This is a genomic window from Shewanella sp. NIFS-20-20 (assembly GCF_019209865.1).
In the GTDB taxonomy this organism is placed as follows: Bacteria; Pseudomonadota; Gammaproteobacteria; order Enterobacterales; family Shewanellaceae; genus Shewanella.
In genome coordinates, this window is the sequence record NZ_JAHUTT010000015.1 from 1 (window position 1) to 13,672 (window position 13,672).

The following is a 13,672-nucleotide window of genomic DNA, read 5'->3' on the forward strand; positions in this document are numbered from 1 at the left end:
GGCCGTCCGAGACTAGGACGTTGATAGGCAAGGTGTGTAAGCGTTGTGAGGCGTTGAGCTAACTTGTACTAATGACCCGAGAGGCTTAACCATACAACCCAGATGGGTTTTGCTGGCTATGCCTAAAGAATCGATAAATACTTGATTAAAGATTGAGTACTCAATACAGCTTTCTAAATTACCAAATTTGTCTGGAGACCATAGCACTGTGGCCCCACCTGATCCCATTCCGAACTCAGAAGTGAAACGCAGTCGCGCCGATGGTAGTGTGGGGCTTCCCCATGCGAGAGTAGGTCATTTCCAGGCGCCTATTTAGCTCGAAAGAGCACGTCTCCTAGCCATGACACGCTAGCGACGATAAAAGAATTTAGACTTCGGTCTAAAGGAGCGGTAGTTCAGTTGGTTAGAATACCGGCCTGTCACGCCGGGGGTCGCGGGTTCGAGTCCCGTCCGCTCCGCCAACATTATGATGAGCCCTAACAGCAATGTTAGGGCTTTTTCGTGTCTGTGATTTAATGTGTTTAAATGTAGCGGCCGTCCCGTCCAACAGCATCCCTGCTTAACAGCCCAGTTCGGTAAAATATATCCCTATATAAATGCCAGTTCGGCATATATGGACCCATCCGGTTTGCAAGACATTCGATAGCGATTTTGAGAAGAGTTCATTGCACCCATATATTCGGCCTGTTATTGAGGTATGCCTCTGGCCCTGATGGATATCTGCTTCTACTGTCCTTATCATCCTTGCGGCTTCATTATGAGCCTATACCGAGCTAAGGTTTTCAGTAGATCAGTCTGACTGTCTCATCATCAATTCAAGTGTCTTAGCAACTTGCTAGTTGGTTAATTATTAACGTTTATTGAATCTATTCAGCACTATACTGGAAGTCGATATTCTTCGTCATGCGCCGCGATAACCCATGCCATTCTGGCGAGTTTATTGGCGACGGCTATACAGGCTCGGTTAAAACCGCGGCGTTCTGCTAACTGGATTGCCCAGCAACTAAACTTATCTTGCTTATTCTGGCTGTGTTACAACACGGCTCTGGCGCCGTGGATGAACAGGGTGCGTAAATACGCATTTCCCCGCTTGCTTATCCCAAGGAGGTTATCTATACCTCCACTGCTGTGTTGCTTGGGAACTAAGCCACACCAAGCTGAAAAGTGCCTGCCATTAGTGAAATCTTTACCATCACCTGCGGCGGCATAAAAGGCGGTAGCGGTGACTGGACCAATAGCTGGGATAGTTTCTAAACGCTGGCAAATCACATTGTTCTTAATTTCAGTGAGTACTTGGGCGTCACAACCCTTAAGCCGTTTTTCTATATCACTAAACTCTTCATATAACTGATAAAAAATGGCCCGACCTTTGGTAGTCAGCGCATTGGTTTCATCCGCTAAAATATCTGGGAACTGTACTTTATAAGCCGATTTACTTTTGGTCATCACAATGCCGTATTCCGCTAACATCCCTCTGACTTGATTGATTAAGGCGGTTGATTGTTTGTTTAAACGCTCACGCATACGGTGAAGCAGTTGTACATCTTGTTGCGCGACGCCTTTGGGTTTTACAAACCGCATGTTGGGTCGCTGCGCAGCTTCAGCGATGGCTAGCGCATCGTTGTAGTCATTTTTATTACCTTGCCGAAAAGGCTCCACAAATTGAGGTGCGATGAGCTTGACGTTATGGCCCAACAGCTCAAATTCTCTGGCCCAGTAATTTGCTCCACCACAGGCTTCCATCACAATCAGACACGGCTCAATTTGAGCAAGAAAGGGAAGCAAGTCCTTGCGTCTAAGCATTTTCTTTTTGATTAACTTGCCTGCTTTATCGACACCAACAGCATGAAAAACAGACTTTGCGATATCTAAACCAATTGTAGTAATCTTCCTAAGTGGACCCGTCCTCTTTCTGATGAGTTTTAGCGACTACATCGTGGCCCATTGTGAGGCCGATTAAAAGTGGATGGGTCCATTCCATTATCCTTGCCTCTCGCTTGTAGCATTTGGCTGCCGCCAAGCTTACCTTGCCTCTCACTTGTAGTGTTTGCTTGCCGTTAAACTGGCGATTCAATGACATTGCCATCTGTTGATAAATCACCTATTTCCTTGCTTAAGGTGTGGGGGTAACTTAAGTTATCTCCATCATGAGCGAGGGATTTAGCAATGAAATTAGAAATGATCTGCACTGGTGAAGAGGTGCTATCGGGACAAATAGTCGATACAAATGCTGCTTGGTTTGCCAATGTGATGATGGATCATGGGGTCGAGCTGCAGCAACGGGTCACGATTGGTGATCGTCTTGAGGATTTGGTGCAGACTTTTATTGAGCGCAGTCATCATGCAGATGTGATTTTGGTAAATGGCGGCTTGGGGCCAACCAGCGATGATTTATCTTCTTTGGCAATGGCGCAAGCCAAAGGCGAACCGTTGGTGGAGAATTCGCTGTGGCGCGAACGTATCGAGGCATGGTTTAGTCAACGGGGATACCTTATGCCAACGAGCAATTTAAAGCAGGCGATGTTGCCGGCTTCAGCTGTGATGGTCGATAACCCCGTGGGCACGGCATGTGGCTTTAGGGTCAAGCTCAATCGAGCCTGGCTTTTCTTCACGCCAGGGGTACCATTCGAATTTAAGCAAATGGTGACTGATGAGTTTTTGCCATTTATCACCTCAGAGTTTGATAGCATTGAGCCATCAAAGGTGTGCAAGTTATTGACCCTAGGGCGTGGTGAATCGAGCCTAGCTGATGTACTCGAACCTATGCCATTACCTGCGGGGGTCAGTATTGGCTACCGCTCTTCAATGCCCCATATTGAGATTAAAATTTTTGCCCGTGGACAGGCGGCTATTGATGCGCTTGAGACCGTTATTTTTAGTGTCAAACAGTTACTTGGAGAGGCTATTGTGGCCGAGTCGGTACCGACCTTAGCTGCAGAAGTACATCAACGTTTGCTTGATCAGGGAAAAACGCTGGCCTTAGCTGAATCATGTACCGGAGGCTTATTAGCTAGCCAATTAGTGGCATTTGCGGGAAGCTCGGCTTATCTACACCATAGTCTGGTGACTTATAGCAACGAGTCAAAGGTTAAGATACTCGGAGTCAGTCCTCAGATCTTGGATGGTTATGGGGCGGTTTCTCTCGAAACTGTTGCAGCGATGGCAATGGGAGCGAGGGCCTTGTTGGACAGTGACTTTGCTTTAGCAACCAGTGGTATTGCTGGGCCTGGGGGGGGGAGCGAGCAAAAACCGGTGGGCACGGTAGCGATTGCATTAGCCCATGGTGATTGTTGTTATCAACAATTAGTTAAATTTCCTGCCCGTTCTCGCGATTTGGTTAGGCAAATGGCCTGTGCCGTGGCTTATGATATGTTGCGTCGCGCCTTACTTCGTAAGGACGTGATTGTCGATTATCAAAGTATCAATCGATTAGCCTAAAGTGACTAAGGATGAGGGCAGTAGCACTCATCCTTAGTATTGGTAGTGGGTTATTTGAATACAAATACCAGTTTTCCAGGTTTAACTTCCATCTTATCGACTAACTTTGCGGCCCACGCTTGATGGCTGTCATCTTGGTTGAGCACATAGACTGGCTGGGTTTCAAGAAAGCCACTGACAAACCCCATAATTTGAGGTCCGATATCCTTAACAATCTTGTCAATGTCCTGCGGGGTAGAGCTAACATCTACTAAGCGTAAATTCCGTAAATAGATGCTATGACTTTGATTGTCATACCAAGGCACAGCTTCAAAGCTGGCATTTAGTGTCGCGCGCAAGGGCAGCAGTGGATTGGTGATTTCCACTTGGCTGGCGGTGATGACCTTCATGGTATCTGGAGTTTCACCCAGTAGCACTTGCACTCGATTTAGCTTAATAAGGGTACCGATAAACTGATTACCTTGTTTGACTTCATAAGTCATTTCTTTGTTTAGGTAATCAGTTAGTTCATTTTGGCTTATGCTGTATTGGCTGGCGCAACCCGTCAATAAGCTGGTGCATATTAACCCCACTCCAGCGAGCAATCGCTTTAATGTCATCCGGTGTTCCTCATGCCAGCAGCTACTCCAGCAATAGTGAGCATTAACGCCAATTGCGCGCTATCACTGGTATTGCCCTTGCGGGTACGTGCTAGCAACTCAGTTTGCAAGAAGTTGAGTGGATCGATATAAGGATTGCGCAGCTTGACTGATTCTCGGCTCCATGGGGTATGTGCCATTAATTCTGTTTCACCGGTTAGCGAGAGCACGGCATCGATGCCCAATTGCAGGCGTTGACGCAAGGTGGTGCCGAGGTGATGTAAGTCAGACTTCACTAAACAGATCTCGTAATAACGAGCTAAGTTTGGTTCAGCTTTGGCATACACCATTTCAAGCATGGAAATTCGGGTGTTAAAAAATGGCCATTTTTGCTCCATTTCTATCAGTAATGGCATATCTCCTCGTTCACAAGCTTGCTGCAAGGCCTCTCCGGCACCGAGCCAAGCAGGGAGCATTAAGCGGTTTTGCGACCATGCAAATATCCATGGGATGGCCCGTAAACTTTCAATGCCGCCATCGGTTCGGCGTTTAGCGGGGCGGCTGCCTAATGGCAGTTGTCCTAACTCAACTTCTGGCGTTGCTGCGCGGAAGTATGCAACAAAATCGGGTTCTTCTCGGACAATTTGGCGATAGGCCTGGACCGAGTCTGCTGCGATTTTCTCCATGGTTTGGCGCCAGCTTTCTTTGGGCTCTGGCGGCGGTAGCAGGGTGGCTTCCATCACGGCTGAGGTATATAGCGCCAAAGATTGTACCGCCAGTTTGGGTAATCCAAATTTAAAGCGGATCATCTCCCCCTGCTCAGTGACTCGGATGCGGCCATCGACCGATCCTGGCGGCTGAGACAAGATCGCCTGATGAGCGGGTCCGCCCCCGCGACCTATGGTGCCGCCACGGCCGTGGAATAAGGTCAGATTAACACTGTGCTGTTGGCATACTTTAACGAGTTGCTCTTGGGCTTGATATTGTGCCCACGCGGCGGCCATGACCCCAGCATCTTTTGCTGAATCAGAGTAACCAATCATCACCTCTTGCATGCCTTTGGTGTATCCACGATACCAATCAATCGCTAATAGGCTATCAATACACACCGCGGCGTTATTCAAATCATCCAGCGTTTCAAATAATGGCACCACTCGCATTGGATGTTGGCAACCGGTCTCTTTGAGTAGCAACAATACAGTCAATACGTCGGAGGGTAAGCTGGCCATTGAAATAACATAAGACCCCAGCGTGTGGTGAGACTGCTTAGCGATCAACCGGCAAGTATTCAGGACTTCTTCTACATCCGCCGATGGCTGCCAATGACTGGGGATCAGCGGACGACGATTTGATAACTCTTTCAGTAAGAAGGCTTGTTTTTCGTTTTCGTCCCAATGGCTGTAATCTCCCATGCCAAGGTAACGAGTCAGCTCCGCCAGTACGTCGCTATGGCGCTGGGCATCTTGACGAATATCAAGCCTCAGCATGTGGATTCCAAAACAGGCAAGTCGTCGCAGCATGTCTAACAACAAGCCATTGGCTATCAGGCTCATTTTACAATCGCACAGGCTTTGATAAAGCATTTGTAATGGTTGGCGTAAATCGTCAACGTGTTCAATTATCTCGCGGGTGTGAATATCGCTGGTGTGCCCTTCGATGCGGGCATTGAGGTAATCAATGGTATTTCTTAGTTTTTGGCGCAATTGGCGTAAAACATCACGGTAGGGTTCTTTGCTACCACCGGTATGCTCGCTTAATTGGTCGTTCGCTTCTTCCATGGACAGCTCGCCAATTAAGGCGACGACATCTTTTAGATGCAGGCGCGCCGCGGCATGACGGTTTCTGTCTAATACTTCAGCTGTGACCTTGGCCGTGACAAACGGATTACCGTCTCTATCGCCACCCATCCAGCTGGAAAATTTAACTGGGGCAAAATCGCTGGCGAGTCGCTGGCCTGTTCGCTCGTTAACTTGATCATTGAGTTGTCTTAAGAAGTCGGGGACGGCCTGCCACAGCGAGGTCTCAATGGTGGCTAACCCCCAGCGCGCTTCATCGACCGGTGTGGGTCTTTCGTGGCGGATTTCATTGGTGTGCCAAATTTGGGCAATGAGTTGGCGCAGACGCAGGGTCAGGTTTTGTTGCTCACGTTCACTCAGTTGGTTGTTTTCGAGTTCGGTGAGGCAATCGATGATGCTGGCATATTTTTGGATCATGGTTCGACGTGATATTTCGGTCGGATGGGCCGTTAATACCAGATCGATATCTAAGGTTTGCAGGCATTGGAGCATTTGGCCTTGATCAATACGACCATTCAACATGCGCGCGAGCAATTGATCGACCGGGTCGGGTACACAGACTAGCTCATCACAGTTTCTGCTGATGGTATGAAATTGCTCAGCAATATTGGCAAGATTAAGAAATTGATTAAATGCTTTGGCAAACGGCACTAGCTCTTCGTCAGGAAGATCGGTCAAGAGTAATAGCATTTGCTCTCGTGCGTCAGCGTTGCCTTTGCGAGAATCTTTCGCTAGTTGTCGGATTTGCTCTACTTTTTCTACAAAACCATCGCCCAAGTGCTGAGCCATGGTATCTCCGAGGATTTGCCCCAGCATGCTGACATTTGATTTCAGCGAGGCATACATGTCTGCCATGGTTGCTCCCAAAGTTAACTCAAAAAATCTAACCTAAAATCCCTAAGGGTCATTTGGCCAGTTTGGTAATGAATGACTATAGCCACTTCAATTCAACTGTACAGTAAATATTGTGTCAATGTCTTAGTTAAGGCAGCAGTTATAAATCAACTCCTTAAATACAGATTGCGCTTGGGGTAATACAGACGTGTCAATAAATTCATTGGGCTGATGCGCCTGCTCAATACTGCCAGGACCCAGCACTAAGGTCTGGCAACCTAACAGGCTAATGTAAGGGGCTTCGGTGGCGTAATTGACGACTTGAGGGGCTTGCTGACAGAGGCGCGCTGCGGTTTGTGTCCATGGCGCATCGAGTTTTCCGCCAAAGGCTTCATTGCCTGGGTATAAGTTGAAAATATCGACAGCTCCGGGATAGTTTTGCTGAATAGGGCTGAGATACTGGCGGATTAGTATTTCTAATTCTTCTAACGGGATCCCGGGGATAGGGCGTAAATCAATATGCAGTTCGCAACAGCCACAAATCCGGTTGGCGGCATCGCCACCATGAATATGGCCTAAATTGAGGGTGGGGTAAGGCACACTAAAAGAGGTTTGCTGATATTGATTAATCAAGGCTTGCTTGAGCTTGGTCAGTTGAGTAATGACGTCATGCATGATCTCGATGGCATTGAGGCCTTTACTAGGATCCGATGAGTGACCACTGCGACCCGTGATGCGGATGCCCTTGGCTAAGTGACCTTTATGCATATAAACCGGCGCCATTCCAGTTGGCTCACCGATGATCGCAAACTCAGGCGTAAAATGCCGCTGGTTAGCGAATTGCTCAACAAAGGCTTTCGCTCCATTCATGGTGGTTTCTTCATCGGCACTGGCAAAAATGTACAAGGGTTTGGTGAGTTGCTTAAGCGGTAATTCTTGTAAGGCGGCAATGCAGATGGCAAAAAAACCTTTCATATCGCAACTGCCAAGACCATACCAGCGATTATCGCGTTCAGTTAATTGGAAAGGATCTTGATGCCAATGTCCTTCATCAATGGGCACGGTATCTGAGTGACCCGCTAGCAGCAGCCCGCCCTGAGTTACGCCATTACTGGGTAATAAGGTCGCCAGCAGATTGTATTTACCACGACTGTCTTTGACGGCCTGAGTTTGGCAATGAAAACCAAGGTCGGTGAGCCATGATTGCAATAATTCGATGACTTCAAGGTTGGAGTGATCGCCGGTCTCGGTTATCGCACTAATTGAATTGGCTTTAATCAACTGGCTAAAGCAGGCTTTAAGATCCGGTAATCCCATGGTTAACCTCTAAAAATAAGTATTCAATATTGTTGCATAATTAATTATGCATGTTAATCTGTCAATCAGTTCCAATAATTTAATCATATAAGGATACGATGGTGATTTACTTATTAATGCCCCGCATTGATTGGCGTCCATTTATATTCAACATCTACTCCCCCTCGCGACGATAAGCCGGTGATTGTTGCTAGCTTGCCACGGGTGTAAGTTGCGCCCCATTTTGTACATTAATTCATTAACTGACAGACCCTACAAATGAAAAAAATTGCCATTATTGGTGCCAGTGGTTACACCGGCGCACAAATTACTGAATTAATTGATAAAGAATCAGGAATTTCGGTTTACGGGTTATATGTTTCTGCCGCCAGTGCCGATGCCGGTAAGTTGTTAGCTAATTTATACCCCGCTTGGCCGCAGTTAAGCTATCCATTGCAAGGGCTGACTGATGAGGCTAAGCAAGATATCGGAACCCATGCCGATGCGGTCGTGTTAGCTCTCGACCACCATGTCAGTATGGAGTTAGCTGCCTGGTTTTATCAACAGGGGCTAGCGGTATTTGATTTAAGTGGCGCCTACCGTTTTAGTGATAAGAGCATGTACCCTAAATGGTATGGCTTTGAGCACGAGTATCCCCAATTAATATCCGAGGCTGCTTACGGCTTAACTGATTGGCACCAATCACAAATAAAGCATAGTCGCCTGATAGCTGTGCCCGGTTGTTATCCGACCGCATCATTATTAGCGCTGAAGCCGGTGGCCGATTTATTAACCAATACCCGACCGGTGATCAATGCGGTGAGCGGAGTCACGGGGGCTGGCCGTAAAGCGCAAATGAACACCAGTTTTGTTGAGGTGAGCTTAAGTGCCTATGGGGTATTAAACCACCGTCATCAACCAGAGATAGTGACTCAGCTGGGTCATCAGGTCATTTTCACTCCCCATTTGGGTAATTTTAAGCGCGGGATCTTGGCTACGATTACCGCAGAACTTAAGCCTGGCGTGTCCTTGGCTGATGTTGAGTCGGCTTATCAGTGTTATCAAGCTAACCCCAATGTATTAGTCCAGCATGGCATCTTCCCCAAATTGGATGAGGTGGTCCATAGCCCCCGTTGTCATCTGGGTTGGCAGTATGATGAGCACAGTCATTACCTGGTGGTGACCAGCGCCATCGATAACTTAATGAAGGGTGCCGCGAGCCAAGGGCTTGAGTGCATAAAAATTCACTTCAATTTAAATGTCTAGGCGCTAGGAGTTGTTATGGATAAGCAAGTCTCCAATGTATTGATCTTAAAAGTCGGTGGCGCGTTATTGGAATGTGAAATGGGAGTCACCCGTTTGATGACCACGGCCCGTGGTCTGATTGCCGCCGGTAAATCAGTCGTCATCGTTCATGGTGGCGGTTGTGTGGTAGAGCAACAACTACAAGCCAATGGGATGAAAACGCAAAAGCGAGATGGATTGCGGATCACACCTGATGAACAGATGCCAATTATTGCCGGTGCCTTGGCGGGTACCGCGAATAAATTATTGCAGGCTGCAGCGATGAAAGCCGGTATTCATAGCGTGGGCTTAGGCTTGGCCGATGGCGGCTTGTTAGTCGCTGAAGTCAAAGATGAGTCGCTTGGCGCCGTGGGTAAAGTGGCGGCGGGTGATCCTGCCTTGATTGAATTTGTCTTATCTCAAGGCTGGTTACCTGTGATTAGCTCGATTGCCATCAGCCCCAAGGGGCAATTGCTCAATGTGAATGCAGATCAAGCGGCTAGCGCCGTGACCTCTATGCTCAAAGGTCAATTGGTGCTCTTGTCTGATGTGTCGGGCGTATTAGATGGTAAAGGGCAATTGATCTCACGTTTAGATCAAGCCTCCATAGAAAACTTAGTGAAGTTAGGCGTGATTGAGTCAGGCATGAAGGTCAAGGTCGAGGCGGCCCTTGAAGTCGCTCAAATGTTAGGTCAACCAGTACAAGTGGCCAGCTGGCGTGATGCTCAGCAAATGTCAGCCTTGGTTAAAGGCGAGCAAGTTGGTACTCAAATACAGCCGTAGAACAATCGAGGATAGTAGGATGCAGCATTTATTAAGTTTACAAGATCTGACTCAAGCCCAATTGGTGCACTTATTAGCATTGGCTCAAACCATCAAATCTGATCCCCGCGCTTATCGACAGGCGTTGGCAGGCAAGAGTATTGTGATGTTGTTTGAAAAGCCATCGCTGCGTACTCGTGTGAGCTTTGATATCGGTATTAATAAATTAGGCGGACACTGTTTGTACCTCGATCAACAAAATGGTCAACTCGGTCAACGGGAGTCGGTGGCGGACTTTGCCAGCAACCTCAGTTGTTGGGCCGATGCGATAGTGGCGAGAACATTTAGCCACCAAACCATTGAAGAACTTGCAGAAAATAGCAAGGTGCCGGTGATTAACGCCTTGTCTGATCTCTACCACCCGTGCCAAGGTTTGGCGGATCTATTGACCCTGACTGAACAGCTTGGCGATCTGAGCCAAGCCACTATTGCTTATGTGGGTGATGGCAATAATGTCACTCATTCATTAATGATTGGTGCGGCGATTTTAGGGGCCAAGTTGCGGGTGATATGCCCTCCTGGCCACTTCCCCGACGGCCAAGTTGTGCTCAAAGCCCAAGCGTTAGCAGCGCAATATGGCGGGGAGTTGATATTATCATCTGATGTAAATGCCTTGGTGGGTAGCCAGGTCATTTATACCGATACCTGGATCTCGATGGGTGATGACACTCCACTGGCAAATATCGAGGCTAAGTTTGGTTCATATCAAGTCAATAAAGCATTGATGTCGCTGGCCGATGCCCAGTATTTCATGCATTGCTTACCTGCTCATCGTGGTGTTGAAGTCACCGATGAAATTTTAGATGGACCACAGTCCTTGGTACTGCACCAGGCAGAAAACCGTATGCATGCTCAAAATGCGCTGTTAGTGACCTTATTGGCTCAATAATTAGAATTTAGTTCAATCGATTTGCTTCAAAGGATGATGATATGTCTGTTCAACACAAAGTAAAAAAAGTCGTTTTAGCCTATTCCGGCGGATTGGATACCTCGGCCATTATACCGTGGTTAAAAGAAACCTACGACAACTGTGAAATCGTCGCCTTTTGTGCGGATGTGGGGCAGGGGGATGCCGAGTTACAGGGGTTAACCGAGAAGGCATTGGCTTCTGGGGCATCTGAGTGTCATATCGTTGATTTAAAAGAAGAGCTGGTCAAAGACTATATCTATCCCACCATCGCCACCGGCGCCATTTACGAAGGGACTTACTTGTTAGGTACATCGATGGCTCGCCCGATTATCGCCAAAGCCCAAGTCGAGGTGGCTAGAAAAGTCGGGGCGGATGCCTTGTGTCATGGCTGCACGGGTAAGGGCAATGATCAGGTTAGGTTTGAAGGATGTTTTGCGGCATTAGCCCCAGATCTGACGGTAATTGCACCTTGGCGTGAATGGGAGATGCGCAGCCGGGAAGATCTATTAGCGTATTTGGCTGCCCGTCATATTCCCACTTCGGCATCGGCGACTAAAATCTACAGCCGTGATGCCAATGCTTGGCATATTTCTCATGAGGGGGGGGAGTTAGAGGACCCGTGGAATCAGCCGAGTAAAGGCGTATGGACCATGACGGTTGACCCAGAAGATGCGCCTAACACCCCCGATTATGTCACGCTTAACGTCGAGAATTGCCGCGTGACGGCAGTCAATGGTGAGGCGATGTCCCCTTACCAAGCGCTGATGACACTCAATGAAATGGCTGCCGCCCATGGCGTTGGCCGCATCGATATCACCGAGAATCGGCTGGTGGGCATGAAGTCTCGCGGCTGTTACGAAACCCCTGGGGGCACGGTCATGTTTGCCGCGCTGCGGGCGATTGAGGAGTTGGTGCTGGATAAAACCAGTCGGACTTGGCGTGAACAAGTGGCAGGACAAATGGCGCATCTAGTGTATGACGGCCGCTGGTTTACCCCGCTATGTAAATCTTTGCTGGCGGCGTCAGAAGCGTTAGCCGAACTGGTCAATGGTGAGGTGGTCATTAAGCTGTATAAAGGCCAGGCCACCGCGGTGCAGAAGCGCTCGCCAAATAGTCTCTATTCTGAAGTGTTTGCCACCTTTGGTGAGGATGAGGTGTATGACCAAAAACACGCGGAAGGATTTATCCGCTTGTATTCATTAGCGAGTCGCATTCGGGCGTTAAATTCGTCTAACTAGGCGACAGGTGAGACTGCCGCGAGAGCGCTCGCGGCCAATTAATAAGGTATTTTGGTGGCAAAGAGGGTAGTTACATGGCTTTATGGGGCGGAAGATTTCAGGGTGAACCAAGCGCATTATTTAAACTGTTTAATGACTCACTGCCGGTGGATTATCGATTGTTTGAACAAGATATCCAAGGCTCCATGGCATGGGCTGATGCGATTGCGAGTGTGGGTATTATCAGTCGCGATGAATGCGCTGAGCTGAAACAGGCCTTACAGCAACTATTAGCTGACGTGCAGCATCAACCTGAAATCATTGTCGCCAGTGGCGCCGAGGATATTCACAGTTTTGTTGAATCCGCCTTAATTGCTAAGGTAGGAGATTTAGGTAAAAAGCTACACACAGGCCGTAGCCGAAACGATCAAGTGGCCACCGACCTTAAGTTATGGTGCCAGAGTGAGGGCTCGGCATTGATTGTTCGTCTGCAGCAGCTCATCCAAGCTCTGTTGGCGCTCGCCGAGCGCGAGCTTGATGCGGTGATGCCAGGATACACTCACTTACAGCGGGCGCAGCCGGTGACGTTTGGTCATTGGGCGTTAGCTTATGTTGAGATGTTTGAGCGCGATATTGGCCGCCTGCAAGATGCCTTAACGCGGGCCAATACCTGTCCGCTGGGAGCTGGGGCTTTGGCTGGCACGGCATATCAAATAGATCGCCATGCGTTGGCCGCCGCCCTTAACTTTGATAGCCCAACACTCAACAGCTTAGATAGCGTGTCTGATCGCGATCATGTGATCGAGATAGCCAGTGCCTCATCTATCAGCATGATGCACTTGAGCCGAATGGCCGAAGATCTGATCTTTTTTAATTCGGGAGAGGCCAACTTTATTTCGTTAAGTGATCAAGTCACCTCGGGTTCATCGTTGATGCCGCAGAAAAAGAACCCCGATGCATTAGAGTTAATTCGTGGTAAGACGGGGCGTGTCTACGGCAGTTTAATGGCGATACTCACTACCATGAAGGCGCTACCTTTGGCTTACAACAAAGACATGCAAGAAGATAAAGAAGGCTTGTTTGATTTGGTTGATTCCTGGGCCATATGTCTTGATATGGCGGCGCTGGCATTGAGTGGGCTTAAGGTCAATCGCGATAACGCTTACAAGGCCGCTCAGCAGGGTTATGCCAATGCGACCGAACTGGCTGACTATTTAGTCGCTAAGGGCATGCCATTTCGCGAAGCCCATCATGTGGTCGGGGAAGTCGTGGTGTATGCCATTGGCAACAATCAAGCCATCGAGGAGTTAAGTGTGGAGCAATTTCAAGGCTTTGCTAGCGTCATTAGCCAAGATGTGTATCAACATTTAACCATAGAAGCTTGTCTTGCTAAACGTGATGTACTCGGTGGAACTGCGATTAAGCAGGTGCAATTTGCGTTGGCAGCGAAGCGGCCAAAGTAAGGCTATCTTGATGAAAAAAGCACGCTACCAATAG

9 protein-coding genes, 1 tRNA gene, 2 rRNA genes and 1 pseudogene are annotated in these 13,672 nt (G+C 48.3%); 9 read left to right on the forward strand and 4 right to left on the reverse strand.

Going from position 1 to position 13,672, the window contains the following annotated elements; translation table 11 throughout:
* The 3 genes from KU855_RS06805 to KU855_RS06815 all read left to right on the forward strand — a co-directional run.
* Positions 1-93: ribosomal RNA gene (locus KU855_RS06805) — 23S ribosomal RNA — on the forward strand; the annotation flags it as partial.
* 97 nt (positions 94-190) lie between these two features.
* Positions 191-306, forward strand: a 5S ribosomal RNA gene (gene rrf / locus KU855_RS06810).
* A 78-nt stretch (positions 307-384) separates the two neighbouring features.
* A tRNA-Asp gene (locus KU855_RS06815) sits at positions 385-461 on the forward strand.
* A 415-nt stretch (positions 462-876) separates the two neighbouring features.
* Here the strand turns inward: KU855_RS06815 and KU855_RS06820 are convergent.
* A pseudogene (locus tag KU855_RS06820) lies at positions 877-1,917 on the reverse strand (IS110 family transposase).
* 249 nt (positions 1,918-2,166) lie between these two features.
* Between KU855_RS06820 and KU855_RS06825 the strand changes: the two are divergent.
* Positions 2,167-3,438 (forward strand): CinA family nicotinamide mononucleotide deamidase-related protein, encoded by a 1,272-nt coding sequence (locus KU855_RS06825; protein ID WP_218529557.1) that lies wholly within the window; start codon positions 2,167-2,169, stop codon positions 3,436-3,438.
* 50 nt (positions 3,439-3,488) lie between these two features.
* Here the strand turns inward: KU855_RS06825 and KU855_RS06830 are convergent, their stop codons facing one another.
* The 3 genes from KU855_RS06830 to argE all read right to left on the reverse strand — a co-directional run bounded on the left by KU855_RS06830 (position 3,489) and on the right by argE (position 7,963).
* Positions 3,489-4,037: a DUF1439 domain-containing protein gene (locus tag KU855_RS06830; protein WP_218529558.1), complete on the reverse strand. Its 549-nt coding sequence runs from the start codon at positions 4,035-4,037 to the stop codon at positions 3,489-3,491.
* Complete coding sequence (gene ppc / locus KU855_RS06835; RefSeq protein ID WP_218529559.1) at positions 4,034-6,667, reverse strand: phosphoenolpyruvate carboxylase; 2,634 nt, start codon at positions 6,665-6,667, stop codon at positions 4,034-4,036. The genes KU855_RS06830 and ppc overlap by 4 nt, the downstream gene beginning before the upstream one ends.
* A 123-nt stretch (positions 6,668-6,790) precedes the next feature.
* Positions 6,791-7,963 carry an acetylornithine deacetylase gene (gene argE, locus KU855_RS06840; protein ID WP_218529560.1) on the reverse strand — a complete coding sequence of 391 codons (1,173 nt, stop codon included), beginning with the start codon at positions 7,961-7,963 and terminating at the stop codon, positions 6,791-6,793.
* 258 nt (positions 7,964-8,221) lie between these two features.
* On the opposite strand from argE, the gene argC reads away from it, so the two are divergent.
* The 5 genes from argC to argH all read left to right on the forward strand — a co-directional run bounded on the left by argC (position 8,222) and on the right by argH (position 13,638).
* The gene (gene argC / locus KU855_RS06845) at positions 8,222-9,208 is read left to right on the forward strand and encodes an N-acetyl-gamma-glutamyl-phosphate reductase (RefSeq protein ID WP_218529561.1); all 987 of its coding nucleotides are present in this window, start codon (positions 8,222-8,224) and stop codon (positions 9,206-9,208) included.
* 15 nt (positions 9,209-9,223) lie between these two features.
* Complete coding sequence (gene argB, locus KU855_RS06850) at positions 9,224-10,009, forward strand: acetylglutamate kinase (protein ID WP_218529562.1); 786 nt, start codon at positions 9,224-9,226, stop codon at positions 10,007-10,009.
* A 19-nt stretch (positions 10,010-10,028) separates the two neighbouring features.
* Positions 10,029-10,937, forward strand: coding sequence for an ornithine carbamoyltransferase (locus tag KU855_RS06855; RefSeq protein WP_218529563.1), 909 nt, complete (start codon positions 10,029-10,031; stop codon positions 10,935-10,937).
* 41 nt (positions 10,938-10,978) lie between these two features.
* Complete coding sequence (locus KU855_RS06860) at positions 10,979-12,196, forward strand: argininosuccinate synthase (RefSeq protein ID WP_218529564.1); 1,218 nt, start codon at positions 10,979-10,981, stop codon at positions 12,194-12,196.
* Positions 12,197-12,270: 74 nt separating this feature from the next.
* The gene (gene argH, locus KU855_RS06865) at positions 12,271-13,638 is read left to right on the forward strand and encodes an argininosuccinate lyase (protein WP_218529565.1); all 1,368 of its coding nucleotides are present in this window, start codon (positions 12,271-12,273) and stop codon (positions 13,636-13,638) included.
* The last annotated feature ends 34 nt before the right edge of the window (positions 13,639-13,672 follow it).

Bases quoted from the DNA above. Each gene is read 5' to 3' on its own strand.
- KU855_RS06825 (WP_218529557.1), top strand. From the start codon at position 2,167: ATGAAATTAGAAATGATCTGCACTGGTGAAGAGGTGCTATCGGGACAA.
- KU855_RS06830 (WP_218529558.1), bottom strand. From the start codon at position 4,037: ATGACATTAAAGCGATTGCTCGCTGGAGTGGGGTTAATATGCACCAGC.
- ppc (WP_218529559.1), bottom strand. From the start codon at position 6,667: ATGGCAGACATGTATGCCTCGCTGAAATCAAATGTCAGCATGCTGGGG.
- argE (WP_218529560.1), bottom strand. From the start codon at position 7,963: ATGGGATTACCGGATCTTAAAGCCTGCTTTAGCCAGTTGATTAAAGCC.
- argC (WP_218529561.1), top strand. From the start codon at position 8,222: ATGAAAAAAATTGCCATTATTGGTGCCAGTGGTTACACCGGCGCACAA.
- argB (WP_218529562.1), top strand. From the start codon at position 9,224: ATGGATAAGCAAGTCTCCAATGTATTGATCTTAAAAGTCGGTGGCGCG.
- KU855_RS06855 (WP_218529563.1), top strand. From the start codon at position 10,029: ATGCAGCATTTATTAAGTTTACAAGATCTGACTCAAGCCCAATTGGTG.
- KU855_RS06860 (WP_218529564.1), top strand. From the start codon at position 10,979: ATGTCTGTTCAACACAAAGTAAAAAAAGTCGTTTTAGCCTATTCCGGC.
- argH (WP_218529565.1), top strand. From the start codon at position 12,271: ATGGCTTTATGGGGCGGAAGATTTCAGGGTGAACCAAGCGCATTATTT.